Source organism: Curtobacterium sp. MCBD17_023 (assembly GCF_003224415.1).
Classification (GTDB): Bacteria; Actinomycetota; Actinomycetes; order Actinomycetales; family Microbacteriaceae; genus Curtobacterium.
The window spans coordinates 56805-83499 of record NZ_QKLJ01000010.1; the positions used below are offsets into that span (position 1 = coordinate 56805).

26 protein-coding genes and 3 tRNA genes are annotated in these 26695 nt (G+C 72.4%); 5 read left to right on the top strand and 24 right to left on the bottom strand.

Translation table 11 applies throughout. From position 1 onward, the window contains the following. Positions 1-33: 33 nt before the first annotated feature. The 7 genes from DEI84_RS11620 to DEI84_RS11650 all read right to left on the bottom strand — a co-directional run bounded on the left by DEI84_RS11620 (position 34) and on the right by DEI84_RS11650 (position 9147). Entirely contained in the window at positions 34-3774 is a 3741-nt protein-coding gene (locus DEI84_RS11620; RefSeq protein ID WP_110890938.1) for a chromosome segregation SMC family protein, read from the bottom strand. A gap of 30 nt (positions 3775-3804) precedes the next feature. Further along, positions 3805-4770, bottom strand: a complete 966-nt coding sequence (gene mutM, locus DEI84_RS11625; protein ID WP_110890939.1) for a bifunctional DNA-formamidopyrimidine glycosylase/DNA-(apurinic or apyrimidinic site) lyase — start codon at positions 4768-4770, stop codon at positions 3805-3807. A gap of 4 nt (positions 4771-4774) precedes the next feature. Further along, entirely contained in the window at positions 4775-5506 is a 732-nt protein-coding gene (gene rnc, locus DEI84_RS11630) for a ribonuclease III (RefSeq protein WP_110890940.1), read from the bottom strand. A 13-nt stretch (positions 5507-5519) separates the two neighbouring features. Beyond that, positions 5520-5723 (bottom strand): 50S ribosomal protein L32, encoded by a 204-nt coding sequence (gene rpmF, locus DEI84_RS11635; RefSeq protein WP_022905230.1) that lies wholly within the window; start codon positions 5721-5723, stop codon positions 5520-5522. A gap of 47 nt (positions 5724-5770) precedes the next feature. Beyond that, entirely contained in the window at positions 5771-6349 is a 579-nt protein-coding gene (locus tag DEI84_RS11640) for a DUF177 domain-containing protein (RefSeq protein ID WP_258368392.1), read from the bottom strand. 80 nt (positions 6350-6429) lie between these two features. Further along, the gene (gene coaD / locus DEI84_RS11645; RefSeq protein WP_110890942.1) at positions 6430-6918 is read right to left on the bottom strand and encodes a pantetheine-phosphate adenylyltransferase; all 489 of its coding nucleotides are present in this window, start codon (positions 6916-6918) and stop codon (positions 6430-6432) included. A gap of 27 nt (positions 6919-6945) precedes the next feature. Then, a complete protein-coding gene (locus DEI84_RS11650; RefSeq protein WP_110890959.1) occupies positions 6946-9147 on the bottom strand; it encodes an ATP-dependent DNA helicase RecG in 2202 nt (733 codons plus the stop codon). A 212-nt stretch (positions 9148-9359) separates the two neighbouring features. Between DEI84_RS11650 and DEI84_RS11655 the strand changes: the two genes are divergently transcribed. After that, complete coding sequence (locus DEI84_RS11655) at positions 9360-9923, top strand: RsmD family RNA methyltransferase (protein ID WP_110826160.1); 564 nt, start codon at positions 9360-9362, stop codon at positions 9921-9923. A gap of 189 nt (positions 9924-10112) precedes the next feature. Here the strand turns inward: DEI84_RS11655 and thiL are convergent, their stop codons facing one another. Further along, complete coding sequence (thiL, locus tag DEI84_RS11660) at positions 10113-11216, bottom strand: thiamine-phosphate kinase (RefSeq protein WP_375537652.1); 1104 nt, start codon at positions 11214-11216, stop codon at positions 10113-10115. Between the two features lie 24 nt (positions 11217-11240). On the opposite strand from thiL, the gene DEI84_RS11665 reads away from it, so the two are divergent. Beyond that, positions 11241-11723, top strand: a complete 483-nt coding sequence (locus DEI84_RS11665) for a DUF3515 family protein (protein ID WP_110890943.1) — start codon at positions 11241-11243, stop codon at positions 11721-11723. Positions 11724-11735: 12 nt separating this feature from the next. Here DEI84_RS11665 and DEI84_RS11670 read toward each other — a convergent pair whose 3' ends face one another. The 6 genes from DEI84_RS11670 to leuC all read right to left on the bottom strand — a co-directional run bounded on the left by DEI84_RS11670 (position 11736) and on the right by leuC (position 18324). Then, the gene (locus DEI84_RS11670; RefSeq protein ID WP_110890944.1) at positions 11736-12881 is read right to left on the bottom strand and encodes a D-alanine--D-alanine ligase family protein; all 1146 of its coding nucleotides are present in this window, start codon (positions 12879-12881) and stop codon (positions 11736-11738) included. Positions 12882-12912: 31 nt separating this feature from the next. Next, complete coding sequence (locus DEI84_RS11675) at positions 12913-13926, bottom strand: NAD(P)H-dependent glycerol-3-phosphate dehydrogenase (RefSeq protein WP_110890960.1); 1014 nt, start codon at positions 13924-13926, stop codon at positions 12913-12915. A gap of 106 nt (positions 13927-14032) precedes the next feature. Further along, the gene (locus DEI84_RS11680) at positions 14033-14863 is read right to left on the bottom strand and encodes a 1-acyl-sn-glycerol-3-phosphate acyltransferase (RefSeq protein ID WP_258367625.1); all 831 of its coding nucleotides are present in this window, start codon (positions 14861-14863) and stop codon (positions 14033-14035) included. 46 nt (positions 14864-14909) lie between these two features. Further along, positions 14910-16277 carry a UDP-N-acetylglucosamine 1-carboxyvinyltransferase gene (murA, locus tag DEI84_RS11685; RefSeq protein WP_110826129.1) on the bottom strand — a complete coding sequence of 456 codons (1368 nt, stop codon included), beginning with the start codon at positions 16275-16277 and terminating at the stop codon, positions 14910-14912. Continuing rightward, the gene (gene leuD / locus DEI84_RS11690; protein WP_110826128.1) at positions 16277-16873 is read right to left on the bottom strand and encodes a 3-isopropylmalate dehydratase small subunit; all 597 of its coding nucleotides are present in this window, start codon (positions 16871-16873) and stop codon (positions 16277-16279) included. Before leuD ends, murA begins: the two co-directional genes overlap by 1 nt. Further along, complete coding sequence (gene leuC / locus DEI84_RS11695; RefSeq protein WP_110890945.1) at positions 16873-18324, bottom strand: 3-isopropylmalate dehydratase large subunit; 1452 nt, start codon at positions 18322-18324, stop codon at positions 16873-16875. The genes leuD and leuC overlap by 1 nt, the downstream gene beginning before the upstream one ends. A 145-nt stretch (positions 18325-18469) precedes the next feature. Between leuC and DEI84_RS11700 the strand changes: the two genes are divergently transcribed. Both DEI84_RS11700 and DEI84_RS11705 read left to right on the top strand, forming a co-directional pair. After that, positions 18470-19537, top strand: a complete 1068-nt coding sequence (locus DEI84_RS11700) for an FUSC family protein (RefSeq protein ID WP_110890946.1) — start codon at positions 18470-18472, stop codon at positions 19535-19537. 90 nt (positions 19538-19627) lie between these two features. Then, positions 19628-20065 (top strand): GNAT family N-acetyltransferase, encoded by a 438-nt coding sequence (locus DEI84_RS11705; RefSeq protein ID WP_110890947.1) that lies wholly within the window; start codon positions 19628-19630, stop codon positions 20063-20065. Positions 20066-20109: 44 nt separating this feature from the next. Here the strand turns inward: DEI84_RS11705 and DEI84_RS11710 are convergent, their stop codons facing one another. The 5 genes from DEI84_RS11710 to DEI84_RS11730 form a co-directional block, all read right to left on the bottom strand. Further along, positions 20110-20712, bottom strand: coding sequence for a histidine phosphatase family protein (locus DEI84_RS11710; RefSeq protein WP_110826124.1), 603 nt, complete (start codon positions 20710-20712; stop codon positions 20110-20112). Beyond that, positions 20709-21083: a fluoride efflux transporter CrcB gene (crcB, locus tag DEI84_RS11715; protein ID WP_110890948.1), complete on the bottom strand. Its 375-nt coding sequence runs from the start codon at positions 21081-21083 to the stop codon at positions 20709-20711. Before crcB ends, DEI84_RS11710 begins: the two co-directional genes overlap by 4 nt. After that, positions 21080-21532 carry a CrcB family protein gene (locus tag DEI84_RS11720; protein ID WP_110890949.1) on the bottom strand — a complete coding sequence of 151 codons (453 nt, stop codon included), beginning with the start codon at positions 21530-21532 and terminating at the stop codon, positions 21080-21082. Before DEI84_RS11720 ends, crcB begins: the two co-directional genes overlap by 4 nt. Before the next feature lie 91 nt (positions 21533-21623). Next, positions 21624-21699: transfer RNA gene (locus DEI84_RS11725), tRNA-Glu, on the bottom strand. 33 nt (positions 21700-21732) lie between these two features. Next, positions 21733-21808 (bottom strand) — tRNA-Glu (locus DEI84_RS11730). A gap of 103 nt (positions 21809-21911) precedes the next feature. Here DEI84_RS11730 and DEI84_RS11735 point away from each other — a divergent pair. Continuing rightward, a complete protein-coding gene (locus DEI84_RS11735; RefSeq protein ID WP_110890950.1) occupies positions 21912-22787 on the top strand; it encodes a DUF72 domain-containing protein in 876 nt (291 codons plus the stop codon). On the opposite strand, the gene DEI84_RS11740 is transcribed toward DEI84_RS11735, so the two are convergent. The 5 genes from DEI84_RS11740 to gltX all read right to left on the bottom strand — a co-directional run bounded on the left by DEI84_RS11740 (position 22724) and on the right by gltX (position 26473). Next, positions 22724-23356 carry an MBL fold metallo-hydrolase gene (locus DEI84_RS11740; protein ID WP_110890951.1) on the bottom strand — a complete coding sequence of 211 codons (633 nt, stop codon included), beginning with the start codon at positions 23354-23356 and terminating at the stop codon, positions 22724-22726. The two genes, DEI84_RS11735 and DEI84_RS11740, sit on opposite strands and share 64 nt — an antisense overlap. Positions 23357-23465: 109 nt before the next feature. Then, on the bottom strand, positions 23466-23756 hold the full coding sequence (locus DEI84_RS11745; protein ID WP_110901507.1) for a zinc ribbon domain-containing protein: 291 nt from the start codon (positions 23754-23756) through the stop codon (positions 23466-23468). Between the two features lie 181 nt (positions 23757-23937). Beyond that, a tRNA-Gln gene (locus DEI84_RS11750) sits at positions 23938-24012 on the bottom strand. Positions 24013-24056: 44 nt separating this feature from the next. After that, positions 24057-24980, bottom strand: coding sequence for an NAD(P)/FAD-dependent oxidoreductase (locus tag DEI84_RS11755; protein ID WP_375537653.1), 924 nt, complete (start codon positions 24978-24980; stop codon positions 24057-24059). A 5-nt stretch (positions 24981-24985) separates the two neighbouring features. After that, positions 24986-26473 carry a glutamate--tRNA ligase gene (gene gltX / locus DEI84_RS11760; protein WP_110890953.1) on the bottom strand — a complete coding sequence of 496 codons (1488 nt, stop codon included), beginning with the start codon at positions 26471-26473 and terminating at the stop codon, positions 24986-24988. Positions 26474-26695 lie beyond the last annotated feature (222 nt).

Here is a 26695-nt window from a genome sequence, read left to right on the forward strand (position 1 = left end):
GGGGAGCCTCCCGTCCGTCTCCGACCGCGTCGGCTACGCGACCGCTGCGGCGGGCTCGGGCTTCTGCACCCGCTGGCCGACGACGGCGGACACGCCGTCCTGCCGCATCGAGACCCCGTACAGCGCGTCGGCGATCTCCATGGTCCGCTTCTGGTGCGTGATGACGATGAGCTGCGACGACTCCTGCAGCCGCCCGAACACGGTGAGCAGGCGGCCGAGGTTCGCGTCGTCGAGCGCCGCCTCGACCTCGTCCATGATGTAGAACGGGCTCGGCCGGGCCGTGAAGATCGCCACGAGCAGCGCCACGGCGGCCAGGGACCGCTCCCCACCGGACAGCAGCGTCAGTCGGTCGATCTTTTTGCCCGCGGGCTTGACCTGCACGTCGATGCCGGTGGTGAGCAGGTCGTCCGGGTTCGTCAACGTGATCGATCCCGAACCGCCGGGGAACAGGATCGGGAACACGACGTCGAACGCCTCGCGGGTGTCCTCGAACGCGGACGCGAAGATGGTCTGCATCTTCCCGTCGAGCTCCTCGATGATCGTCAGGAGGTCGGCGCGGGTCTTCTGCAGGTCGTCGAGCTGGTCGGACAGGAACGCGTGCCGCTGCTCGAGCGCCTGGAACTCCTCGAGCGCGAGCGGGTTCACCTTGCCGAGCCGCCCGAGGTCACGCTCGGCCGCGGCGAGTCGGCGCTCCTGCTCGGCGCGGACGTACGGCGTGGTCGGGACGTCCGCGGGGTCGACGTCGGGTGCCTCGTACTCGGGCAGGGCAGGCCCGCCGGGCAGGGTCGAGCCGGCGGCGAGCACGGTCTCGTCGGTGTCGTCGGTCTCGTCGACGTCGACATCGACCGGGTCGAGGTCGTCAGCGGCCGTGTCCTCGGCCCCCGTCGACACGTCCTCGGCAGCGGCCGCTCGTGCCGCCTCGCGGTGCCGTCGTGCGAGCACACGCGGGTCGATGAGCACGTCGACCGGCACGGGGACGTCCGGCCCGTACTCCGCGACGAGCACGGTCTCGCCGAGCCCGAGTTCGCTCTGCGCCCGGTCGAGGACCCCGGACAGGTGCAGCCGCTTCTCGTAGATCTCCATCTCGAGCGAGTGCACCCCGTCCGTGATGGTCTGCAGACGGTCCCGCAGCTCGCGCTCCTCGTTCCGGATGCCCTGCAGCTCGGTGTTGCGCTTCGTGCGCTCGGACTCCTCGGTCGCGAGCTGCACCCGGGCCTCGGCCAGCGAACGGTCGACGGCGGCGAGGACCACCGGCAGGTCGGCCAGGACGCCCTCGGCCGAGGCGATCTGCCCCCGTCGGATGACCGCGAGACGCGCGGCCTCCTCGGCCGCCGCCCGCTCCGCGCCGAGTTGCCGCTCGAGCTGGTCCGCCCGACGCCGCTCGGCCCGGGCACGCTCGCGGGCGGTCTCGACCTGCAGCCGGTGTTCGATCTCCGCCGCCCGGGCGGCGTCGACGGCGTCCTGCGCCGCCGGCCGGGCGGACGCGTCGACGACCGGTCGCGGGCGCTCCGCGAAGGCCCGGAGCTCCGCCTCGGCCGCGGCGAGTGCCGCTTCGGAGGCCGCGGTCGCACCGTCCGTCTCGGCGAGGGCTGCGCGCAGCCGCTCGACCTCGGCAGCGGTGTTCTCCGCCCGGGCCCGGGCGGAGGCACTGGTCCGGTCGTACTCCGCGGTCGCGCGGGCGTGGGCGCGCGCAGCCTGGTCCGCCTCGTCCACCGCCCGCCGTGCGGCCTCCACCGCGGTCCGCGCGGCCTGGAGGCCCGTGGCCGCCTCCTCCGCCTCGGTCACCACGGTCTCCCGGCGGGTGGCCGCTGCGTCGCGGTCCGCGGTCAACTCGATGCGGGACGTCGAGCGCTGCCCGCCGCCGGTCACCCGCGCCGCGCGCACGAGGTCGCCGGACCGCGTGACCACCGTGGCGTCCGGGGCGGTCGCGAGCACCGCCTCCAGGTCGACGTCGTCCCGGTCGGCGACCAGCGTCTCCGTCAGGACCGCGGTGAGCGCGGGCGGGCCGGTCACGACGTCGAGCGCGGCTCGAACCCCGGGCGGCAGCGCGGCGGGCAGCCGTGACGCGCTGCCGGCCACGTCGGCGACGACCACGTCGATGCGACCGAGGTCCGCGGCCCGGGCGTGGTCGACGGCGTCGAGCGCAGCCCGCCGGTCCTCGGCGAGCACGGCGTCCGCGAGCCCGTCGAGTGCGGTGGCGACGGCCGCCTCGTAGCCGGGCGTGACCCTGAGACGGTCGGCGAGCCGGCCGACGATCCCCTCGCGACCGGCGTCGATGAGCGCTTGCGAACCGTCACGGACGCCGATCGAGAGCGCGAGCGCGGCGATGCGGGCGTCGAGGGCGTCCCGTTCGCGCTCGAGCGCGTGCAGCCGGTCCCGGTGCGTGTCCCGGTCCGCCTGGGCTCGGTCGAGCTGGTCGCGGGCCGCCGCCAACGTCGCGGTGAGTGTCTCGTCGTCGGTGTCCAGCGCCGGGTCGCGACCGAGGTCCTCCAGCGCGGCGGCGGCCTGCTCGGCACGGACGACCGCCTCGGAGAGCGCTCGCTCCCGCCGCTCCCGGTCGGCGACGGCCGACGACCGCCGCGAGCGCGCCACCTCGACGGCCCCGGCGAGCCGCTGGCCGTCCAGGTCGTGCTGCGCGACGCGGGCAGCTTGCGCGGCGATCTGCTCGTCGAGCGCGTCGAGTGCGGCGCGAGCGGCCCGCACCCGCTCACCGACGGCGGTCGTCCCGCCCTGCATCTCCTGCGCACGCAGGTCGAGCCGGTCGGCTTCGGCGCGGACGCCGGCGACCCGCTCGGGCGTGACGGTCGGGCCCTGCTGCGGTGCCTCGGCCTGCTGCGCGAGGAACATCAGCCGCTGGTTCGCGAGCATCGACAGGCTGCGCAGTCGCTCCTGCACGCTCTCCAACCGGTGGACCACGGTCCGGGCGCGGTCGACGTCGTCGCCGACCATGCTCTGCTCGACCTGCTGCTGCCGCTGCCGGATCTGCTCGAGCCGCTCCTGCAGGACGATGCGCTCGGACTTCCGACCGGTCTCGACCTCGACGTGATCGCGCAGTTCGCGCCGCAACCGCACGACGTCGTCGGCGAGCAGGCGGGCCTTGGCGTCCCGGGCGACGGCCGCGACCGACTGCGCCTTGCGGGCCACCTCGGCCTGGCGTCCGAGCGGTTTCAGCTGCCGGCGGATCTCCCCCGCCAGGTCCGACAACCGTGTCAGGTTCGTCTGCATCGCGTCGAGCTTGCGGAGCGTCTTCTCCTTCCGGCGGCGGTGCTTGAGGATGCCGGCAGCCTCCTCGATGAAGCCGCGCCGGTCCTCCGGGGTGGCGTGCAGCACCTTGTCGAGCTGGCCCTGCCCGACGATGACGTGCATCTCCCGGCCCAGCCCGGTGTCGCTCAGCAGCTCCTGGACGTCGAGCAACCGACAGTTCTCGCCGTTGATGGCGTACTCGCTGCCACCGTTCCGGAACAGCGTCCGCGAGATCGTCACCTCGGCGTACTCGATCGGCAGCAGACCGTCGGCGTTGTCGATCGTCAGGGTCACCTGTGCGCGACCGAGGGGACCGCGGGTGGCGGTGCCGGCGAAGATGACGTCCTCCATCTTGCCGCCGCGGAGGGTCTTCGCCCCCTGCTCCCCCATCACCCAGGCAAGGGCGTCGACGACGTTCGACTTGCCGGAGCCGTTCGGGCCGACGATGCACGTGACGCCCGGCTCGAACGCGAACGTCGTGGGCTGCGCGAAGGACTTGAACCCCTTGAGGGTCAGGCTCTTCAGGTACATGCGGTCTCCGGCTGGTCGGTTCGCGTCAGGCTAACGCCTGCGCTGCCGCGGAGCGGGCTGGCACACGGGGCAGCGGTGGCTCGACCGGTTCATGAAGGCCTCACGCACGATCGCGGTGCCGCACCGCGGGCAGGGCTCTCCCTGCTGGCCGTACACCGCGAGGCGTTGCGAGAAGTACCCGGACTGCCCGTTCACGTTGACGTACTGCGCGTCGAAGCTCGTCCCGCCGTCCTCGAGCGCGCGGCGGAGCACGGCCCGGACCTCGTCGAGGAGCTGGTGCAGCGTCGCCCGGGGCAGCCGGTCGGCCGGTCGGTCGAAGTGCAGGCGCGCTGCCCACAGCGACTCGTCCGCGTAGATGTTCCCGATGCCGCTGATCACCCCCTGGTCGAGCAGCACACGCTTGATGCCGCTGGACCGCTTCCGCGCCGCGGCGGTGAAGCGGTCGTCGTCGAACGCGGGGTCGAGCGGGTCCCGGGCGATGTGCGACACCTGGAACGGGATCCGTCGGCGCCAGTCGGCTCGCGGGTCGGTCGTGTCGACCTGCCCGGCGTGGCCGGCGGCAGCGCCGTCGACCGTGGGCAGCATCCGGTCGATCGCCATCGACCCGAAGGTGCGCTGGTCGACGAACTCGAGCTGCACCGGTGCCTCCCGGACGCCGTCCCGGTCCGTCCCGGGAGGCTGCACGTCGAGGACGATCCGCCGGTGCCGTGCGGCGGGTCGGTCGCGGCCGAGCAGGATCTGGCCGCTCATGCCGAGGTGCGCGACCAGTGCTTCGGGTCGGTCCCCGTCGGGGTCCAGCGGGAACCACATGAACTTCCCGCGACGGACGGCCGCGGCGATCGTCCGCCCGGTCAGGCGGTGCGCGAAGTCCTCGGCAGGCCCGTCGTGGCGGGTGAGCGCGCGCTCGTCGTGCACCTGCACGGCGAGCACCCTGGCGCCGGTGACGGCGGGTTCGAGGCCGGCGCGGACGACCTCGACCTCGGGGAGTTCGGGCACCCGGTCAGCCCTCGACGGGACGTCCGGACAGTCGCGTCCAGGCGTCGAGCGCGGCGGACATCTCCGCCGTCTTCTTGCTCGTGCCGGTGCCGGTGGCGACGTCCTCGCCCTGCAGCACGACCGTCGCGTGGAAGGTCTTGTCGTGGTCCGGGCCCGCTTCGGTGATGCGGTAGGCGGGGTTGCCGAGCGAGCGCGCGGAGGCGAGCTCCTGCAGGCTCGTCTTCGGGTCCATCGCGGCGCCGAACCGCGCGGGGTCGACCAGCAGCGGCGCGACGAGCCGCAGCACCAGGTCGGTGGCGGCGTCGGCGCCGGCGGACAGGTACGTCGCCCCGATCACGGCTTCCACTGTGTCGGCGAGGATCGACGACTTGTCGCGACCACCGGTCTGCTCCTCGCCCTTGCCGAGCCGGAGGTACGCGCCGAGCCCGATGTGGCGGGCGATCTCGGCGAGGGCGACCGTGGAGACGAGGCTCGCGCGCCGCTTGGCGAGCTCGCCCTCGTCGAGTTCCGGGTAGTCACGGAACAGCTTGACGGTTACGGCCTGCCCGAGGATGGAGTCGCCGAGGAACTCGAGCCGCTCGTTGTGCCCGATCCCGCCGTGCTCGTACGCGTACGACCGGTGGGTGAGGGCGAGCTGCAGGAGTTCCGGGTCCACCGGCACGTCGAGGAGCTCGCGTAGACGAACGACGTCCGACCCCACGGGGCGGGACCCCGCGGCGCCGGACGTCGCAGTCATGAGGGGAGTCCGATCAGACGTCGGCGACCTTGCGGCCCTTGTACTCCATGTACAGGGGCGTGCCGGCCGAGTCCTCGACGACCTTCGCGCGGTGCGGGAGGCTGTAGGTGACCTTGCCGTTCTCGATCGTCTTCACGAGCTGGACCGGTGCGGCCTTCCACTGCGATCGACGGGCGTGCGTGTTCGCACGGGACTGCTTGCGCTTGGGGACGGCCATGGTGGTTCTCTTTCGCTTGGTCGGTGGTCAGTCGTGGGCGGTGGCGGTCACTCGGCCTGGTCGGCCGGCGTCCGCTCCTCGTCCGCGGTGGTCTGGTCGGGCGTGCTGTCGTCGAACTGGATCCCGCTGAGCGCAGCCCAGCGAGGATCGGTGGCCGACGTGGTCGGCCGCTCGCCGATGTCCGCCAGGCGCTCACCCGTCTCCGGGTCGAGTCCTGGGCAGTCCGGCCGGCAGACCGGCTGGAACGGCAGTGACAGCACCACCGCGTCTCGGACGACCGGTTCACAATCCACGTGGTCATCGTGAACCTGGTAGTCGAATTCCTCCGAGGCATCATACGCGAACAGTTCCGCGAATTCGACCTCGACGAGCTCGCTGACGTCGATGAGGCAGCGCGAGCACTCCCCCGTCGCCTCGGCCCGGGCGGTGCCGGACGCGAGCACACCCTCGTGGAGGCCCTCGAGCTTCACGTCGAGGTGCATCTGGTCGCCCTCGCGCACGGCGATGAGACCGGCGCCGAGGGTGCTCGGGACGGTGATGTCGAGCGACACCTCGCGCATGTCGCCCGGCCGGTGCGCGAGGTCACGCACACGCAGGGCGTAGGGGCTGTTCACGGAGGAAGACACGATCAACCAGCCTACCCCGCTCAGGCCGACGAGTCGAGCACCCGGAGCGTGTCGAGGGCGGCCGTCCGTCGGTCCGGCCGTCAGGCCCGCCCGGCGAGCGCGCGGGCCACCGCGTCGGGCACGTACGGCGTCACGTCGCCACCGAGGGACGACACCTGCCGGATGAGCGAGCTCGAGACGTGCGCCCGGGCGGCGTCCGGCAGCAGGAAGACCGTCTCCACCCCGGCGAGGTGCCGGTTCATGATCGCCATCGGGGTCTCGTAGGCCACGTCCTCGCCGGACCGCACGCCCTTCACCAGGATCTTCGACCCCACCTGCCGGCAGTAGTCGACCAGGAGCCCGGCCGTCCACTCCCCGACCACGACCCGGCCCGGGATCCCGAGCTCCGTGACGGACTGCCGGATGAGCCGGACCCGGTCCCCGGCGTCGAACAGTGCCGCCTTCTTGTCGGGGTTGTGCACGACGAGCACGTGCACCTCGTCGAACAGGTCCACGGCACGGGCGATCACGTCGAGGTGTCCCAGCGTCACGGGGTCGAACGAGCCGGGCACCACGGCGATCTTCGTCATGCGGGCGACGATACCGGCCGACGCCGCTCAGTTCTTCCCGAGGAAGGCCGCGTCGGACTCGTCGAGGCGGCGTGCGAGGGCGTCCCGGAGCGCGGGACTGCCGCTCAGGTCCGGGTCGTCCTCCAGGAGGCGTTCGGCTTCCTCCCGCGCGTCCACGATGAGGTCGGCGTGCTGCACCACGCGCAGGAGCGTCAACGACGACCGCCCACCCGACTGCCGTTCGCCGAGCACGTCGCCCTCCCGGCGCAGTTCGAGGTCGACCCGTGCCAGCTCGAACCCGTCGTCGGACGCGGCCACCGCGTCCACGCGCTCCCGCGACACCGTGTCGGTCTCGGCGGCGGTGACGAGCAGGCAGACGCCCGCGTACTGCCCGCGACCGATGCGCCCGCGCAACTGGTGCAGCTGCGAGACGCCGAACCGGTCGGCGTCGAGCACCGCCATCATCGAGGCGTTCGGGACGTCGACACCGACCTCGATCACCGTCGTCGCGACGAGCACGTCGACCGCGCCGTCGGCGAAGGACGTCATCACGCGGTCCTTCTCCTCCGCCGACATCCGGCCGTGCAGGACCTCGATGCGCCGCCCCGCGAGCACGGGCATGGCGCGCATCCGTTCCGCGGTCGCGAGGACCGTCGCGGGCTTCCTGGTCGGCGTGCCGTCGGCCGCGGCTCCGTCGCCGGCGGGACCGGGCGTCCCGTCGTCCTCGCCGTGCGCGTCGTCGATCGCCGGACAGACGACGAACGCCTGGCGCCCGTCCGCCAGCTCCTCGGCCATCCGCGTCCAGATGCGGGACTCCCACCCGGGGTGCTCGGCGAGCCCGACGGTGAACGTCTCGACCCCGGCCCGGCCGGACGGCATGCCCTGGATCGTCGAGACGTCGAGGTCGCCGAACACGGTCATCGCCACGGTCCGCGGGATGGGCGTCGCGGTGAGGACGAGCACGTGCGGTGGCGTCGAGCCCTTCGTCCGCAGGGCCTCACGCTGCTCCACTCCGAAGCGGTGCTGCTCGTCGACGACCACCAGGCCGAGTTCGGCGAAGTCGACCCGGTCGCCGAGCAGCGCGTGGGTGCCGACCACGAGGCGGGACCCACCGGACGCCGCGGCGAGCAGCGCCCGCCGGCGCTCGTCGGTGGACTGCGACCCGGTCAGGATCACCGGACGGAGCTCCGCGGCCAGGTCCGGCCCGAGGAACTTCACGATCGACCGGAGGTGCTGCGCGGCCAGGACCTCCGTCGGGGCGATCAGCGCGGACTGTCCGCCGGACTCCGCCACGGTGAGCATTGCCCGGATCGCGACGAGGGTCTTGCCCGAACCGACCTCGCCCTGCACGAGCCGGTGCATCGGCCAGGTCCCGGCCATGTCCTGCGCGATCTCGGCCCCGACCGACCGCTGGTCGTCGGTCAGGGTGAACGGCAGGCTCGCGTCGAAGCGCTCGAGGACGCCGCCGGGCGACGCGGTCCGGGCGACGGACGCCGTGGCCCGCGCCGCGATCCGGCGCTGCACCAGCGCGGTCTGCAGCACGAACGCCTCGCGGTAGCGCAGGGCGTCCTGCGCCCGTTTGAAGTCGGACACCTTCTCCGGCCGGTGCAGCAGTTCGAGTGCCCGACGGAACGGCACGAGGTCGAGCCGGGTCCGGACGGAGGCCGGGATCGGGTCGGCGACGTCCGGCAGCGTGTCGAGGACGACCCCCATGGCCTTCGCGATCTGCCAGGACGACAGGGAGGCCGTGGCCGGGTAGATGGGGATCGGCTGGCGCGACCAGCGGATCGCCTCCTCCGACCCCGGGTCCGCCGTGGCGCGGGGGTCGTCCCGGTCGAAGAGCTCGTAGTCCGGGTGCGCCAGCTGCCGGGCGCCGCGGTAGTCGCCGACCTTGCCGGCGAAGACCCCGCGGGCGCCGGGCACGAGGTCCTTCGTCCGCCACCCCTGGTTGAAGAACGTCAGGGTCAGCAGGCCGGTCCCGTCCCCGATCTTGGCCTCGAGGATGGAGCCCCGTCGCGCCCGCATGGTGCGCTCCCGGACCTCGACCACCTCGGCGACGATCGTGACCGACTCGCCGATCGCGAGCGAGTCCAGCGCCGTGAGTGCGCCGCGCTCCGCGTAGCGACGCGGAGCGTGCTCGAGGAACTCCCCGACGGTGCGGTGCCCGAACGCCTTCTCGATCGCCTTCGCCGTCCGACCACCGAGGACGTTCGCCAGCCGCACGTCGAGCGGCGCCGGGCCCCACTGCACGGGTCCCCCCACGGCAGCGGACGGCGCGTCGCCGACCGACGCAGCGCCCGCACGGGCGGCGTCGGCACCCGCGGCTGGGCTCGTCGGAGCGGCATCGGTGCTGGAGGTGGCCACGCCCCAACGGTACCCGCGACGTCCGACCCGCCACGAGCCTCCCCGGCGGGGCTGTGGAGGACGCAGGGGTCGCCGCCGCGGCCCGCTACGGTGGCAGCATGACGCGCATCATCGCCGGCGCCGCCGGGTCCACGACGCTCCGGGTGCCGAAGTCCGGCACCCGACCGACGAGCGACCGTGTGCGCGAGGCGCTGTTCTCCTCCCTCGAGTCGCGCGGGCTCATCGACGACACCTCGGTCGCGGACCTGTACGCCGGAACCGGTGCGCTCGGCCTCGAAGCCGCGTCCCGGGGTGCGGTCGAGGTGTCCCTGGTGGACCGCGCCGCGTCCGCGGCGGCCGCCTGCCGCGAGAACGCGCGCGCGGTGCAGAAGCGCGCGCCTGGTGTCCGCATCGACGTCCACGCGCAGCCCGCACTGGGGTACCTGCGGGGGACGGCGAAGACGTTCGACCTCGTCTTCATCGACCCGCCGTACGAGGTCGCCGAGTCCGAGGTCACCGACGTGCTCGAGGCCCTCGTGTCACGCGTGACGCCCGGTGCGGTCGTCGTCGTCGAACGCGGCACCCGATCCCCCGAGCCCACGTGGCCGGCCGGGCTCACCCGGTTCAGCAAACGCTCGTGGGGTGACACCGTGGCGTGGGAGGCCGTGGCCGACGCGGACTGAGGCTACCGCCGCTCCATGGTCCGGCACCGGTGCGCGCCGGTCCGGTCGCGGGTCCGGCTCCGGTCGCGGGTCCGGACCCGGTCGCGGGTCCGGCTGCGGTCGCGGGTCGGGCCTGGTTCCAGGTGCGGCTGCGGTCGCGGGTCGGGCCTGGTTCCAGGTGCGGCTCCGGTCGCGGGTCCGCTTGTGCGTTCAGCCCGCGACGCCGTCCCAGTCCGCATACGGGTCCCACCCCGTCGTCGGGACGGGCGTCCCGCCACGGACCAGGTCCACGGACCGCTCCGCATGGTCCGCTCCCGCGTGGGACGTGCGCTCGCGCACCACGCCGATCCGGCGGAAGCCGCCCGGCAGGCGCGTCCCGACCGGGAAGGTCGCCAGCAGCCCGTGGTCCTCGCCGCCGTGCAGCGCGACCTCGTCCACCACCCCGTCGGGCGCCGACGCCTCGGCCGGGTCGAGTTCCAGGGTCACGCCACTCGCCCGGGCGAGGCGCCCTGCGTCGATCGCGAGCCCGTCGGACAGGTCGAGCATCGCCGTCGCACCGGCTGCGGCAGCCAGCGGACCGTCGGCGATCGGGGGGACCGGGCGGCGCTGCCGGGCGACGTCGGGGTCCGTGTCGGCCCCGCTCGCCCGGACCCGCTCGACGTCGGGCTCCCCCGCGGCGTCGACGCCGTCCCGGAACAGCCGGGCCAGGCCGCGGGCGGCGGCGCCGAGCTCTCCGGAGACAGCGAGGACGTCACCGACCCGGGCACCGGACCGGACGACGGGGTCCCGCCCTCCGAGGTCCCCGAACGCGGTGACGGTCAGCGAGAACGTCGCCGACGTGGACAGGTCGCCCCCGACCACCCCGCACCCCGGAGCGAGGGCGTCGACGGCGAGGCGGAACCCGTCCGCGACGCCCTCCAGCACCGCGACCTGGGTGTCCGGCGGAGCCGCGATCGCGACGACGAGACCGGAGGGCACGGCGCCCATCGCGGCGACGTCGGAGAGGTTCGTGGCGGCGGCCTTCCAGCCGACGTCCTCGGGCGAGGACCACGCCCACCGGAAGTCCGGGCCGTGCACCATCATGTCCGTGGTCACGACGAAGCGGCCGTCGGGGGCGGCGACGACGGCGCAGTCGTCCCCGGGCCCGAGGACCGGGGACCCGGCGGGGAGGCGTCGCGTGACCCGGTCGAGCACCGCGAGTTCGCCGAGCGCTCCGACCGTCGTGCGCTGTGCTCCGGCGGTCGCCCGCCCGTCGACGCCGTCGGAACCGTCGGTGCGGTGCTCGTGCTGGTGCTCGTCGTGCGTCGCGTCCACACGAGAACGGTAGCCTGGACGCCGATGGACACCGCGCGCCGAGGACCCCGCATCATCGCCACCGTGCTCGCCGCGGCGGCGGTCGTGGCCGGGCTGTCCGGCTGCACGAACGCGGTCCGCATGGAGCCCGCTCCCGCCGCGGACGCGGCCGCGTGTGCCGATGCCCAGGTCCGCCTGCCCGCGGTCGTCAACGACACCCTGGCGCTCCGCAACACCTCCGCACAGGCCACGGCGGCGTGGGGGTCCCCCTCCGCGGTGCTCTACCACTGCGGTGTCGCCGTGCCGACGGTCTCCGACCTACCGTGCTTCTCGCAGGGCTCCGTGGACTGGATCCGCGACGACCGGGGGAAGGAGGTCGTCTACACGACGTTCGGCCGGTCCCCCGCGGTCCAGGTCGTCATCGACACCTCCCGCGCGACGAGCGACGCCCTGCAGGACCTCGGTGACGCCGTGTCACGGCTGCCGGAGGACGGCCACCGCTGCCTCGACCCGCAGGACGTCGACTGACCCGGACGGTCCTCAGCGGACCGCGGCGCGTCCCAGCTCGATGAGCTCCGCGACGAGTTCCGGGTAGGGCAGCCCTGACGCCGCCCAGCAGCGCGGGTACATCGAGAACGGGGTGAACCCCGGCATGGTGTTGACCTCGTTCACGACGAAGCCGTCGTCCGTCAGGAAGCAGTCCACACGGGCCAGCCCGGCGCCGCCGATCGCCTCGAAGGCACGCGCTCCGACGGAACGGATCTCGTCGGTCTCCGCCTCGGTGAGCGGGGCCGGGCACAGCAGCTGCTCGTCACCGCCCAGGTACTTGGCGGCGAAGTCGTAGAAGCCGTCCTCGGCGACGACGATCTCCCCGGGCAGGCTCGTCCGCGGCACGCCGTCACGACCCTCGAGCACGGCGACCTCGACCTCGCGGCCGACGACCCGCGGCTCGACGATGACCTTGCTGTCGTGCTCGAAGGCGAGGTCCATCGCCGCACCGAGCTGAGCGGGGTCGTCGACGCGCGAGACGCCCATGCTCGACCCGGCGCGTGCGGGCTTCACGAACAGCGGGAAGCCGTGCGCGGCGACGGTCTCGGCGACGTCGACCGGCTCGGCCTGCCACTGCCGACGGAGCACCGTCGTCCACGGGGCGACCCGGAGCCCGGCGTGCTCGAGGACCGCCTTCGCGACGTGCTTGTCCATGGCCAGGGCGCTCGCCAGGACGCCGTCGCCGACGTAGGGCAGGCCGGCGGTCTCGAGCAGGCCCTGGACGGTGCCGTCCTCGCCGAAGGGTCCGTGCAGGATCGGGAAGACGACGTCGACGTCCCCGAGCGACTCGACCGAGCCGTCCGGCAGTTCGACGGAGAACCCGCGGGAGTCGCCGGAGAGCGGGAAACGGACGCGGGTGCCGTTGTCCGGCACGGTCGGGAGCTCCTGACCCCGGAGTGCCCAGACCGACGGGTCGTCCGCCTGGAGCGTGAACGCCCCGTCCTTCGTGATGCCGATCGGCAGCAGGTCGTACCGGTCGCGGTCGACGACGTCCATGATGCCGCCGGCGGTCACGCAGCTGATCTCGTGCTCGCTCGACCGGCCACCGAAGAGCACGGCGACGGTGGTCCGCGCGTCGGTGCCGCTCGGCGTGCGCTCGGCGTCGGTCGGTTCGGATGCGGGCGCGGTGCTGCTCATGGACGCTCCAAGCGGTGGGTACCGGGACCGGTCACTCGCCCTGGGGCTCGTCGGTCTCCGTGAGGTGCGGCGCGATGTTGCGCGGATCGAGCCTACCGGCGAGGACCTCGCCCACCTGTCCGACGATGGGCATGTCGACGCCGTTCGCCCGGGCCAGCTCGAGGATGGGCGCGACCGAGGCCAGGCCCTCCGCGGTCTGGTTCATCTGCCGCACGACCTCGTCGAACCGGTACCCCTGCCCGAGCAGGCGCCCGGCGGTGTTGTTGCGCGACAGCGGCGACTGGCAGGTGGCGATGAGGTCGCCGAGGCCCGCGAGACCGGACAGCGTCGACGGCTGCGCGCCGAGCGACACCGCGAACTCGGTCATCTCGGCGAGGCCGCGGGTGATGATCGACGCCTTGGTGTTCTCGCCGTACCCGACACCGTCGACGATGCCGATCGCCACCGCGATGAGGTTCTTGAGGACCCCACCGAACTCGGTGCCGATCACGTCGGTGTTGATGAAGGAGCGGAAGTACGGGTTCGTCGCCACGGCTGCCACGGCGGTCGCGGTGTCCGCACTGGACGACGACACGACGGCCGCGGTGGGCTGCCGGCGGGCGATCTCGAGCGCCAGGTTCGGTCCGCTCGCGACGGCGATGCGGTCCTGGTCGATGCCGAGGCCGTCGAGGAGCACCTCGCTCATCCGCAGGCCGGTCGCTTTCTCCACGCCCTTCATGAGGCTCACAACGGGCACATCCGCTGGCAGGAGTTCGCGGATGGCGGCGAGGTTCGAGCGCAGCGTCTGCGACGGCACCGACACGTAGACCTGCTCGGCACCGGCCAGCACCGCTGCCAGCGACGTCGACGCGGTGAGGGTCCGCGGCAGGTTGATGCCGGGCAGGTACTCCGAGTTCCGCTTCGTCTCGGTGATCTCCCGCGCGACCTCGGGACGCCGGGCCCACAGCACGGTCTCGGCCCCGCCCTCGGCGAGCACCTTGGCGAACGTGGTCCCCCAGCTGCCGGCACCGATCACGGCGACCCGTGGCTTGTCGGTCGACTGCATGACGACGCGGATCGCGGCGGTGTCCACGGCGCCGCGGGCTGCGACGGAGGGGTCCGGGTGGTCGTCGTGCGGGCGGAGGCCGGGCGCGCTGGTCCGGTCGGCTGCGTCACTCAAACTTGCCGGTCTCCTTCTGCTTGTTCGCGGTCGGGTCCCAGCGCTCGGCGGGCGCCTGCTCACCGCGGAGGCCCTCGAGCAGCGCGGTGATGCGCTCCATGAGCAGCGCGGTCACCTCGGTGAGGGCTTGCTGGTCGACCGGCTTCCCACGCCACCGCGACAGGTCGAGCGGCTCGCCGTAGACGATGTCGACCTTCGCCGGCGGGAACAGGCGGAGCTTCTTGCCGTACCGCGCCATGATCCGCTGCGTGCCCCAGTGGGCCATCGGGATGAGCGGGACGTCGTTCTCGAGGGCGATCCGCGCCGCCCCGGTCTTGCCGCGCATCGGCCACAGGTCCGGGTCACGGGTGAGCGTGCCCTCGGGGTAGACGATGACTGCGCCGCCGTTCGACACGAGTCCCTTGCCGCCCTTCAGCGGGTCGTTCAGGCGGGTCCGGCCGTTGCGCTCGACGGGGATCTGCCCCATACCGCTCATGAGCTTGCCGAACACCGGCACGCGGAACAGCGACGCCTTCGCGAGGAACCGCGGCGATCGACGGTGCAGCCACACGGTCGTCCCGACGACGAGCGGGTCGATGTTCGTGTAGTGGTTCGGGGCGAGGACGAACGCCCCCTCCTCCGGCAACCGGTTCGGGCCGTGCCAGCGGTAGCCGGAGGCGAACCGGATGGTCGGGATCACGACGGACCCGGTGATCCGGAAGGCCCGGTTCAGCTCGCCGCGTCGCCATCGCCGACCGGGGACCGGGAGGCCCGTGCGGACCTCTCCGGGGTGTCCCACCTGCGGCAGTTCCAGCGCGTCGGGCCCGGTCGTCGGTCGTGCCACGGCGGCACCGTCACCGGTGCCGCCGTGGTCGTGCTGCTCCGCCACGTCAGCCGGCGAAGTCGAAGTCCGCGCCGAGCTTGCGGAGCTTCGGGATGAAGTGCTCGTACCCGCGGCTGATGATGCCGACGTTCGTGATGTGCGACTCGCCCTCCGCGGTCAGCGCCGCGATGAGGTGGCTGAAGCCGCCGCGGAGGTCCGGGACGCGGACGTTCGCACCGTGCAGCTTCGTCGGGCCGGTGATGACCGCGGCCTGCTCGAAGGGACGACGGGCGACGCGACGGTCGTGGCCGGGCAGGCCCTCCTTGTGCACGACGATGTCGGCACCCATCTCGTTGAGCGCGTCGGTGAAGCCGAAGCGGTTCTCGTAGACGGTCTCGTGCACGACGCTCTGGCCCTCGGCCTGCGTGAGCGCGACGACGAGGGGCTGCTGCCAGTCGGTCATGAACCCGGGGTGCACGTCGGTCTCGATGACGACGGGCTTGAGGACGTCGAGCTCGCGGTAGAACCGGATGCCGTCCTCCTGGATGTCGAACCCGCCGCCGACCTTCCGGAAGACGTTGAGGAACGTCATGAGCTCCTGCTGCTTGGCGCCCTCGACGAAGATGTCGCCGTTGGTCGCCAGCGCGGCGGAGGCCCAGCTCGCGGCCTCGTTTCGGTCGTTGATCGCACGGTGCGTGTACCCGCGGAGCGACTTGACGCCCTCGATGAAGATCGTGCGGCTCGGTTCGACCGTGACGATCGCGCCCATCTTCTGCAGGATCGCGATGAGGTCCATGATCTCGGGCTCGATCGCGGCGTTCCGCAGCTCCGTGGTGCCCTCGGCGAGGACGGAGGAGAGCAGTACCTGCTCGGTCGCGCCGACGCTCGGGTAGGGGAGCTCGATGTTCGCGCCCTTGAGGCCGTTCGGGGCCGTGATGTGGATGCCCGAGACCTGCTTGTCGACGACGGCGCCCATGGCGCGCAGCGCGTCGAGGTGGAAGTCGATCGGGCGGTCGCCGATGCGGCAGCCACCGAGGTCGGGGATGAACGCCTCGCCGAGCTTGTGCAGCAGCGGACCGCAGAACAGGATCGGGATCCGGCTCGAGCCGGCGTGTGCGTCGATCTCGGCGAAGTGCGCCGACTCGACGCGCGAGGGGTCGAGGATGAGCTCGCCACGGGCGGGGTCCGTCACGCGGACACCGTGCACCTCGAGCAGGCCGCGCACGACCTTGACGTCGGAGATGTCCGGGACGTCCTTGAGGATCGACGGGGTGTCGCCGAGGAGCGCAGCGACCATGGCCTTGGTCGCCAGGTTCTTCGCACCGCGGACCTCGATGCGTCCCACGAGCGGCTTGCCGCCCCGGATGACGATCTCGTCCGACTTCAACCCGACGCGCGCCCCTGCAGCTGCTGCGTCCTGTACGAGAGAGTTCACTACTTCACCGGCAATGTCTTCGGCCGCCAACGGGAGCGGCGGGATTCGAACTCCGTGATCGAGGTCTCGTCACGGAGGGTGAGCCCGATGTCGTCGAGCCCTTCCATCAACCGCCAACGAGTGTAAGCGTCGATCTCGAAAGCCACGTCCATGTCGCCGATCGACACGCGCTGTGTCGCCAGGTCGACGGTCGCCTCGATCCCGGGCTGGGCCTCGATCGCCGCCCACATCCGCTCGATCTCGGGCTCGGACACCATCGCGGTGACCAGGCCCTGCTTGCCGGCGTTGCCCTTGAAGATGTCCGCGAAACGGGGTGAGACGACCACGCGGAACCCGAAGTCGCGCAGCGCCCACACCGCGTGCTCGCGGGAGGACCCGGTGCCGAAGTCCGGGCCGGCGACCAGGACCTTCGCGCCCTGGTAGGCGGGCTGGTTGAGCACGAAGTCGGGGTCCTGGCGCCAACCGGAGAACAGCGCGTCCTCGAACCCGGTCTTCGTGACCCGCTTGAGGTAGACCGCGGGGATGATCTGGTCGGTGTCGACGTTCGACCGCTTCAGCGGTGCCGCGATCCCGGTGACGGTGCCGATCTTCTCCATCAGTTGTTCCCTCCAGCCGTCGCCGGCACGGCCAGGCGGGCGTCGTCCTCTTCCAGGTCCCACGGGCTCGACAGCGTTCCGCGGACAGCGGTCGCCGCGGCCACGAGCGGCGAGACCAGGTGGGTCCGGCCGCCCTTGCCCTGCCGCCCCTCGAAGTTGCGGTTCGAGGTCGAGGCACAGCGCTCCCCCGGCGCGAGCTGGTCCGGGTTCATGCCGAGGCACATCGAGCAGCCGGCGAAGCGCCACTCCGCACCGAACTCGGTGAACACCTGGTCCAGGCCCTCGGCCTCGGCCTCCAGGCGCACCCGGGCGGACCCCGGCACGACCATCACCCGCACGCCCGGCGCCTTCTGACGCCCGCGGATGACCGACGCGAAGGCGCGCAGGTCCTCGATGCGGGAGTTGGTGCACGAGCCCATGAACACGGCGTCGACGGCGATGTCCTTCATCGGCGTCCCGGCGGCGATGTCCATGTACTCGAGGGCTCGGGAGGCCGCGGCCTGGTCGTTCGGGTCGGTGAAGTCGGACGGCGACGGGACCGAGTCGGACAGCGAGACGCCCTGACCGGGGTTCGTCCCCCAGGTGACGAATGGCTCGAGGGTGTCCGCGTCGATGAAGACCTCGGCGTCGAACACGGCGTCGTCGTCGGTCGCCAGGGTGTCCCAGTACGCGACGGCCTCGTCCCAGTCGGCGCCCGTCGGGGCGTGGTCGCGGCCCTGGACGTAGTCGTACGTGGTCTGGTCGGGGGCGACCATGCCCGCACGGGCACCGGCCTCGATCGACATGTTGCAGATCGTCATGCGGCCCTCCATGGAGAGCGCCCGGATCGCGGAGCCGCGGTACTCGAGCACGTAGCCCTGTCCGCCGCCGGTGCCGATCTGCGCGATGACCGCCAGGATGATGTCCTTGGCCGTGACGCCCGGGCGCAGCGTGCCCTCGACGGTCACCGCCATCGTCTTGAAGGGCTTGAGCGGCAGCGTCTGCGTGGCGAGGACGTGCTCGACCTCGCTCGTGCCGATGCCGAACGCCATGGCGCCGAAGGCCCCGTGCGTCGAGGTGTGCGAGTCCCCGCAGACGACCGTGATGCCGGGCATGGTCAGTCCGAGCTGCGGACCGACCACGTGCACGATCCCCTGTTCCTTGTCGCCCAGCGAGTGCAGGCGGACGCCGAACTCCTCGCAGTTGCGGCGGAGCGTCTCGATCTGCGTGCGGCTGGTCGGGTCCGCGATCGGCCGGTCGATGGCGAGCGTCGGCGTGTTGTGGTCCTCGGTGGCGATGGTGAGGTCCAGGCGTCGCACCGGACGACCGGCCTGCCGCAGGCCGTCGAAGGCCTGCGGGCTCGTCACCTCGTGCACCAGGTGGAGGTCGATGTAGAGGAGGTCCGGGTTGCCGTCCTCACCCTTGACGACGACGTGGTCGTCCCACACCTTCTCGGCGAGCGTCCTGCCCATGCCCGTGCCTCCTCATCCGCGTTCCGACTCCGCTGTCACGGCGTCGTCCGAGCATGGTAGCAGCTTGGTATACCAATCGCGACGACGCCCGGGATGCCCGCCCCGCGGTCCCCGACACCCGTCGCGGTGAGAAGATGGCGGGGACATGACGACGCCCGCGCACTCGACCCGCACCACCAACCTCGAGGGCGCGGCCCGCGCCGCGATCGCCGGTGGGGTGCCGCTGGCACTCCTCATCGCGCTCGGCCTGCCGCAGTACGCGGCCTTCGCGGTGTTCGCCGGGTTCACGGCGATCTTCGGCGCGACCGAGCCCTACCGACAGCGCGCCGTGACGACCGGGGTCGCCGGCGCGATGCAGGTCGTGTGCATGGCGGCGGGGATCGCCGTCGCCCTCCTCGGCGCACCGCTCTGGCTGCAGGGAGTCGGGCTCGTCGTCGTCATCGTCGGCGCGGTCGGCACGCTGACGGCACTCCGGGCGATCCCGGCACAGCCGATCTTCCCGGTGTTCGCCTTCGTGGTGTCCGCGCTCGTGCCCGTGCGTCCGTCCGACCTGCCGCTCGTGGCGACGATCATCCTCTGCGCGGTGGCCTGGGCATGGCTCGTCGCGATGTCCGGCGCCGCGTTCCGGCTGGTCCTGCACCCGCACGTGCCGCACCGCTTCCGCCCGCTCGCGGACCGCAAGCACCGTTCCCTCGCGGTCCTCCGGACGTCGGCCCTCTGGGAGACGGTCGCGCTCAACGTCGTCGGCGCACTCGGTGCCGGTGCCCTCGCCGAGGCGCTGCCCGGCCTCGGGCACCCGTACTGGGCGGTCATCGCCGTCGTGTCGACGCTGCCCGCGCTCCGGCAGCGGCACACCGTCTCGCGCGCGGTCCAGCGCGTCGTGGGCACGGTCGGCGGCACGGTGATCGCGGTCGGGATCCTGCTGCTCGAGCCCTCGGCCTGGTGGATCGTCGTGATCGCGGTCGTCGGACAGTTCGGGGCCGAGGTCTTCGTCGCCCGGAACTACGCCGTCTGCCTGCTGTTCCTCACCCCGCTCGCCCTCGCGGTCTCGTGGCTCAGCGTGCCCGAAGCGCCGACGCTCCTCGCACTCGACCGGATCGGCCAGACGCTCCTCGGCGCCCTGGTGAGCCTCGTGCTCCTCGCCGTCGGGCGCGCGGTCGAACGGCGGCGCGGTCGTCCACTCGGCGCGACCAGCAGCATCCGGACCGTCTGACGGACCGCGGCCGTCCGACGGACCCGTACCGGGCCTCCCGAGCGGCGCAGGGCAGGTCCGGACGTCCGGCGCGTGCGGCACGATGGGCGCATGGACGACACCGCCACGCCCGGGACCTACACGCTGCTGCCCACCGCGCCGCCGCTCGAGGACTACCTGCGCCTCCGACGCGACTCCGGCTTGACACCGGTGACGGCCGAGCAGGGCGCGCCGGCGATCGACGGCGCGTGGTCGGCGTGTCACGTCGTCGACGAGGACGGGAGACCGGTCGCGATGGGGCGCGTCATCGGCGACGGCGGGTGGTACTTCCACGTCGTCGACATCGCCACCGACCCCGGGCACCAGCGTCGTGGGCTCGGACGGACCGTCGTCGAATGGCTCGTCGCGGACGTGCGCGACCGGGCCCCGGAGGGCGCCTACGTCTCGCTCATCGGGGACCCGCCCGGGCAGCGCCTCTACCGGTCACTCGGGTTCGAGGACGTGGCGCCGAGCCTCGGCATGGCGGTCGTCCTCGGCACGGACGGCTGAGCGCGGACCGCTGCGCGCGGTCGGCTGCTCGCCGTCCGCCGTGCTCAGCGCGGCTCGATGTTCCAGGCGTCGATGACCGGGCGGCCGTGCTCGTAGCCGAGGGTGCTGACCGTCGCCGTCCCGAGCTTGAGCACGGCACCGTCCTGCGGGGCGAGCCGGATCCAGGCCGCACCCAGGGCGCGGAGGACGTGGCCGTGGGCGACGACGATCGCGTCGTGTCCCTCGGCCAGGACGGGCCGCGCCCGGTTGATGACCCGTTCCACGCGGACCCGGACCTCGGCAGCGTTCTCGCCGGGGGTGTCACCGGCCGGGACCCCGTCGGTCCACAGGTCCCACGGGCCGTGCCGCTGCACCTTGATCTGCGGCGTCGTGAGGCCCTCGTAGGCGCCGTAGTCCCACTCGTACAGGTCCTCGTCGAGTTCCGGGTCGACGCCGATGATGCGGGCGGTCTCGCGCGCACGTGTCAGCGGGCTGGACAGTGCCAACGCGAACTCGCGATCGGCGAGGTACCGGGCGGCACGCTCCGCCTGGGCCTCCCCGTTCGCCGTGAGGGGGATGTCCGTGCGGCCGGTGTGCTGCCCGCTCTTCGACCACTCCGTCTCTCCGTGACGGACGAGGACGAGTTCGCCGGGGCGTTCCGAGGTCATGAGTTCCTTCCGAGCCAGAGGCCGAGCGCAGCAGCGCCGACCGAGACGACGAGCATGCCGAGGCCGTTGAGGACGGCGAGCCGGGTCTTGCCGGATCGGAGGAGCTGCACGGTCTCGACGCTCGCCGTCGAGAACGTCGTGTACCCACCCATCATGCCCGTCCCGAGCACGGCGACCATCGGGACGGCGATCGTCCCGGCTCCACCGAGCCCCGTGACGAGTCCGAGGACGAACGACCCGGTGACGTTGACGACCATCGTGCCGAGCGGGAACCGCCGTACCCGCGCCTTCACCAGTCCGTCCAGGACGAACCGCAGTGCGGCTCCGACACCGCCGCCCGCCGCGACGAGCAGGAGTCCCACGGCCGTCACCGCGCCGGCCCCGCCGACGCCGTGGCACGCCGCCGGAGCCCCGCGGCGAGGGCGGTCCCGGCGACCACCGCGGCGAGGCCGAGCAGCACGGTCAGCAGCGCGGAGCCGGCGCCGGCTCCCCAGCGCCCGACGTCGAGGAGCCGAGCGGTGTCGTCCGCCAGCGTGCTGTAGGTCGTGAAGCCGCCGAGCACCCCGGTCCCCACGAACAGCCGGACGGTCCGCCGACGTCCGACGTCGGGGCCGGACAGTGCGAGGTGCTCGAGCAGCAGACCGAGACCGAACGCCCCGGCGACGTTGATCGCGAGGATCGTCCAGCTGATGCCGTCGACGGGCGGCAGCACGGCGGCGAGCACGGCCCGGACCGCGGTGCCGAGTGCTCCACCGAGGGCGACCAACGCGATGAGTCCGGCGCGCAGGTGCGGCGGCCGTCCCGCCGGTCGTCCGTCCATCCGTCGTCTCCTGCCCACTCGCACCCCGGCTGCACCCGCTGCCGGGCGGGACGACGAAGGCCCCCACCCGGACGGGTGGGGGCCTTCGTGCTGGTGACCCCAGCGGGATTCGAACCCGCGTTACCGCCGTGAGAGGGCAGCGTACTAGGCCGCTATACGATGGGGCCGCGGCGATGTGTCGGTTCGGAGTGTGTCACTCGTGGTGACCCCAGCGGGATTCGAACCCGCGTTACCGCCGTGAGAGGGCGGCGTACTAGGCCACTGTACGATGGGGCCGTTCCGACAACTCGACAAGTATGGCACAGGGTGTGAGCGAGCGCCAAAACGAGCCCGTCCGTCCCGGTGTGTCGCCGGCCCGACCGGGGCATACGGTGGGTCGATGACGGTGCGCATCGGCCTGTCCGGCTGGCAGTACGACTCGTGGCGCGGCGACTTCTACCCGGAGGGCCTGGCGAAACGACGCTGGCTCGAGCACGTCGGTGAGCGGTTCCCGGCCGTCGAGGTCAACGGCTCCTTCTACTCGTTGCAGCGTCCGTCCCGGTACCGCGCCTGGCGGGCGGCCGTCCCGGAGGGCTTCCGGTTCGCACTCAAGGGCGGCCGCTACCTCACACACATGCTGCGGCTCCGGAACGTGGACACCGCGCTGGCGAACTTCTTCGCCTCCGGTCCGCTCGAGCTCGGTCCGGCCCTCGGTCCGGTGCTCTGGCAGCTGCCCGAGCAGGTCGTGCCCACGCCGGAGGTCCTCGACGCGTTCCTGGCGGCCCTGCCCCGCTCGCACGGTGACGCCGCCACGCTCGCCACCGGGCACGACGCCAAGGTCGCCGAGCCCGCCACGACGACGGAGCACGCCAGGCTGCGGATCGACCACGCGCTCGAGGTCCGGTCGCCGGACGCCGTCACGCCCGAGCACCTCGCGGTGCTCCGCCGGCACCGGGTCGCGCTCGTGGACTCACACGCCGGGGACTTCCCCCGGTTCGTCCACGACACGGACGCGCCCCTGGCGTACCTCCGTCTGCACGGAGCGCCGCACACGTACCACGACGGCTACCCACCGGAGGCCCTGGCGGACTGGGCCAACACCGTCCGCCGCCACGACGAGGCGGGCCGTGACGTGTGGGTCTTCTTCGACAACGACGCGGAACGGCACGCCCCCTGGGACGCACTCGGCCTCGCCCGGCTCGTCGGCCGCCCTCAGACCCGGAGCGACTCCCCCGGCGCCAGCGAGACGACCTCGCCCGCGGGTTCGACGACCTGACGGATCCGGTCGGTGTGCCCGGCGAGCCCGATGTCCGAGAGCGTGGCCTCGTGGATCGGGACGGCGCGTCGCGGTGCCACCGCTGCCAGGTGGTCCATGAGCTCACCGATCTTGAGCCACGGTGCGCCGACGGGCGTCGCGAAGAGCTCCACCGGCACGCCCGGGTCGATGTAGGCGTCGCCCGGGTGGAACAGCACCCCGTTGACGAACACCCCGGTGTTGTCGACCACCGGGACGGACGAGTGGATGAGCTGGTGTCGCGTCCCGTGGAATGTGAGGGAGAACGGCCCGACGGTCCGGGCCTCCCCCGCGGTCACGACGTCCACGGCGACGACCGCGGCCAACGCCGTGGCGACACCGGCCGGGCCGAACACGGGGATGCCCGGGTTGCGCTCGAGGATGCCGGCCACCTGCTCGGCGGTGCCGTGGTCCGGGTGCTCGTGGGTGACGACGACGGCGACCACGCCCGGCACCTCGACGGGGCGGGTGAAGGCGCCGGGGTCGATGACCAGACGGGCGCCGTCCTCCTCGACGACGAGGCAGGCGTGCTCGAGCTTCGTGACCAACATGGCGACGAGCGTACGCCGCTCTGCACGCGCAGGGTCCGGCCTGTCGCCGGGCCGACGGACTCCCGGCTCCCCGCGTCACCGGTTGTTCCGCGGACGCCCGGCCTGGTCCCTACCGGGCGTCCGGCGGCAGGGTCTCCTGGGCGGCGTGTGCAGCCTGGGCGTGCTCGGCGTCTGCGATGAAGCGTTCCGCACCGTCGCGGGGCATGGCGGACTGTCCGCCGCAGTACGAGCACTGGAGCACGTAGCGGCCGTGTCCGAAGGGGAAGACCGGCACGAAGAAGAGCGTGAACCAGGTGCGGAGGCGGTGCAGGCGCTGTGCGGCGGTCGATCCGCAGAGGGCACAGGCGAAGAAGAGGACGCCGGCGAGGGCGGTCCTGGTGCGGCTGCCGAAGATGATCATGACGTCCCCTGTCGGTGGTCGGTCGCCGGACGCCTCCGACGACGTCGTCGGCGTCCGGGCGTGGCGCGTGCTGTTCCGCCCATGATGGGCCGGTCGTGGTGTGGACGGGCGCATCGAACACGCAGCCGAGCCCGGGAACGACGAAGGCCCCCGGTTTCCCGGGGGCCTTCGATCACGTTGCTGGCTGGGGTACCTGGACTCGAACCAAGAACGACGGTACCAGAAACCGCTGTGTTGCCAATTACACCATACCCCATCGGACCCTGCGGTCCTGCGCCCCGTTGTCCGGGGCACGATCAACTACTGTACAGCATCCCGGAGGTCTTCGAGACCACCCACCAGGTCGCGGTGCACCGCAGCGGCCGTCGACGCCCCGTGACCGGCCGCGACGATGAGCTGTTCCGGTCCCGGCGGCGTGATGTCTCCCACCGCGTACAGCCCGGGTGCGCCGGTCCGACCGAGCCGGTCCACCCGCACCAGGCCCTGCTCGTCCCGGTCGAGGTCGGCGTCGACCCAGTCGAGGTCCGCGTGCCACACCGGGCGGACGAAGGCGCCCGAGCGCGGTTCGACGTGCCCGTCCGCGAGCCGCACACCCGTCATCCCGTCGCGGTCGCCCTCGAGGTCGGCCAGCGGTCGGTCGTCGACACGGATGCCCGCGCGTTCGAGTCGCGTGCGACCCTCGCCGGTCACGGGCGCCACACCGTTCGTGTACACCACCAGGTCGTCCGTCCACGCGCCGACGAGCAGCGCGCGGTCGACGACGTCGTCCGTCTCACAGATGAAGGCCAGCGGTTGCCCGGCCTTGCCGTAGGCGTCGCACTCCACACAGCTGTGCACGTCGGTGCCGTAGAACGCGCGGAGTGACGGCAGCGCGGGGAACGCCTCACGGAGACCCGTGGCGAGGACGACCGCCCGCGCAGCGGCGTCCACGTCCGTCCCCCGCCAGCTGCCGTGCACCCGCCACACGTCACCCTCGCGCCAGAGCCAGTCGACGACGGCCTGCGTGACCGTGGCCTCCGGGTACCCGGCGACCTCCTCGCGACCGAGCCGCCGGAGCTCGAGGGGCGAGATGCCGTCCCGTGTGATGAACCCGTGCGATCGGAGGGTCGCCGCGTTCCGGGGCCGGTTCGCGTCGACGAGCAGGACGGTCCGCTTGGCCCGCACCAGGTTCAGCGCGGCGCTGAGCCCCGCGGGACCCGCGCCGACCACGACGACGTCGTACACGGCCGTCAGCGGGCCGCGAGGGAGCGCAGTCGCGCGAGCGTCGACGCCTTGCCGAGGATCTCCATCGACTCGAAGAGCGGCGGGCTGATCCGTCGCCCGGACACCGCGACGCGCAGCGGACCGAAGGCGACACGGGGCTTGAGCCCGAGTCCGTCGATCAACGCCCCACGCAGCGCCTGCTCGATCGCCGTGGTCTCCCAACTCTCGAGCGCGTCGAGCGCCTCGATGCCGGCCTGCAGGACGGGCACGGGGTCGCCCTTGAGCGAGGCGAGGGCGTCGTCCTCCACCACGAGGTCGGCGTCCGACGTGAACAGGAAGCCGAGCATCGCAGGCGCCTCGCTCAGCAGCTGCATGCGCTCCTGCACGAGCGGTGCCGCGAGGGCGAGGACACGCTCCTGCTCCGGTGTCGCCGGCTCGTCGAGGTACGCGGTCAGGTACGGCTTGAGACGCTCGCGGAAGTCCGCCGCGTCGAGCAGACGGATGTGGTCGCCGTTGATCGACTCGGCCTTCTTGTGGTCGAACCGTGCCGGGTTCGGGTTCACGTCGGTGACCTCGAACGCAGCGGTCATCTCATCGACCGAGAACACGTCACGGTCGGGACCGATCGACCAGCCGAGCAGCGCGAGGTAGTTGACGAGCCCCTCCGGCACCATCCCGTTCGACCGGTGGTGGAACAGGTTCGACTCCGGGTCCCGCTTCGAGAGCTTCTTGTTGCCCTCCCCCATGACGTAGGGCAGGTGCCCGAACTGCGGGATGAAGTCGGCCATCCCGATCTCGTGGAGCGCCTCGTACAGTGCGATCTGCCGCGGCGTCGAGGAGAGCAGGTCCTCCCCGCGGAGGACGTGGGTGATCCCCATCAGCGCGTCGTCGAGCGGGTTCGTGAACGTGTACAGCGGCTTGCCGTTCGGCCGGACCACGACGAAGTCCGGGAACGAACCCTGCGGGAAGGTGATGTCGCCACGCACCAGGTCCTGGAAGCCCAAGTCACGGTCGGGCACACGCAGACGCAGCGCCGGCTCCCGGCCCTCGTCGCGGAAGGCCTGACGCTCGGCGTCGCTGAGGTCGCGCTCGTGGTTGTCGTAGCCCTGCTTCGGGTCCCGCCCGTTCGCCCGGTTCCGCGCTTCCATCTCCTCGGGCGTCACGAAGGACTCGTACACGTGGCCGGCGTCCTTCAGCCGCGCGATCGCGTCGACGTAGACGTCCGTACGCTCCGACTGCCGGTACGGGCCGTGGGGGCCACCGACCTCGACGCCCTCGTCCCAGTCGAGCCGCAACCAGCGGAGCGCCTCGATGATCTGACCGTACGACTCCTCGCTGTCCCGAGCGGCGTCGGTGTCCTCGATGCGGAACACGAGCTTGCCGCCCGTGTGCCGCGCGTACGCCCAGTTGAACAAGGCGGTACGGACGAGGCCGACGTGCGGCGTTCCGGTGGGCGACGGGCAGAACCGGACGCGGACGTCGGAACCGGTGGCTGAGGAGAATGGCGCTGTCATGACGCCGTCGATCCTACCGTGGCGCTCCCCTGCCGATCGGTGCCGGCGGCGACGCCCATGCGTCGAGGATGCGTGTGGGGACGCGAAAGAGCCCCTGACCGGGGTGAGCATTCCTGCTCACCCCGGTCAGGGGCTCGATCGTTCCTGAAAAGAAGTCCGGCGGCGTCCTACTCTCCCACAAGGTCCCCCTTGCAGTACCATCGGCGCTGAGAGGCTTAGCTT

What these genes read in the sequence shown, in the direction of transcription:
- DEI84_RS11620 (WP_110890938.1), bottom strand. Translation starts at nt 3,774, where the DNA reads ATGTACCTGAAGAGCCTGACCCTCAAGGGGTTCAAGTCCTTCGCGCAG.
- rnc (WP_110890940.1), bottom strand. Translation starts at nt 5,506, where the DNA reads ATGACTGCGACGTCCGGCGCCGCGGGGTCCCGCCCCGTGGGGTCGGAC.
- rpmF (WP_022905230.1), bottom strand. Translation starts at nt 5,723, where the DNA reads ATGGCCGTCCCCAAGCGCAAGCAGTCCCGTGCGAACACGCACGCCCGT.
- coaD (WP_110890942.1), bottom strand. Translation starts at nt 6,918, where the DNA reads ATGACGAAGATCGCCGTGGTGCCCGGCTCGTTCGACCCCGTGACGCTG.
- DEI84_RS11655 (WP_110826160.1), top strand. Translation starts at nt 9,360, where the DNA reads ATGACGCGCATCATCGCCGGCGCCGCCGGGTCCACGACGCTCCGGGTG.
- DEI84_RS11665 (WP_110890943.1), top strand. Translation starts at nt 11,241, where the DNA reads ATGGACACCGCGCGCCGAGGACCCCGCATCATCGCCACCGTGCTCGCC.
- DEI84_RS11670 (WP_110890944.1), bottom strand. Translation starts at nt 12,881, where the DNA reads ATGAGCAGCACCGCGCCCGCATCCGAACCGACCGACGCCGAGCGCACG.
- DEI84_RS11675 (WP_110890960.1), bottom strand. Translation starts at nt 13,926, where the DNA reads ATGCAGTCGACCGACAAGCCACGGGTCGCCGTGATCGGTGCCGGCAGC.
- leuD (WP_110826128.1), bottom strand. Translation starts at nt 16,873, where the DNA reads ATGGAGAAGATCGGCACCGTCACCGGGATCGCGGCACCGCTGAAGCGG.
- leuC (WP_110890945.1), bottom strand. Translation starts at nt 18,324, where the DNA reads ATGGGCAGGACGCTCGCCGAGAAGGTGTGGGACGACCACGTCGTCGTC.
- DEI84_RS11700 (WP_110890946.1), top strand. Translation starts at nt 18,470, where the DNA reads ATGACGACGCCCGCGCACTCGACCCGCACCACCAACCTCGAGGGCGCG.
- DEI84_RS11705 (WP_110890947.1), top strand. Translation starts at nt 19,628, where the DNA reads ATGGACGACACCGCCACGCCCGGGACCTACACGCTGCTGCCCACCGCG.
- DEI84_RS11710 (WP_110826124.1), bottom strand. Translation starts at nt 20,712, where the DNA reads ATGACCTCGGAACGCCCCGGCGAACTCGTCCTCGTCCGTCACGGAGAG.
- DEI84_RS11720 (WP_110890949.1), bottom strand. Translation starts at nt 21,532, where the DNA reads ATGGACGGACGACCGGCGGGACGGCCGCCGCACCTGCGCGCCGGACTC.
- DEI84_RS11735 (WP_110890950.1), top strand. Translation starts at nt 21,912, where the DNA reads ATGACGGTGCGCATCGGCCTGTCCGGCTGGCAGTACGACTCGTGGCGC.
- DEI84_RS11740 (WP_110890951.1), bottom strand. Translation starts at nt 23,356, where the DNA reads ATGTTGGTCACGAAGCTCGAGCACGCCTGCCTCGTCGTCGAGGAGGAC.
- DEI84_RS11745 (WP_110901507.1), bottom strand. Translation starts at nt 23,756, where the DNA reads ATGATCATCTTCGGCAGCCGCACCAGGACCGCCCTCGCCGGCGTCCTC.
- gltX (WP_110890953.1), bottom strand. Translation starts at nt 26,473, where the DNA reads ATGACAGCGCCATTCTCCTCAGCCACCGGTTCCGACGTCCGCGTCCGG.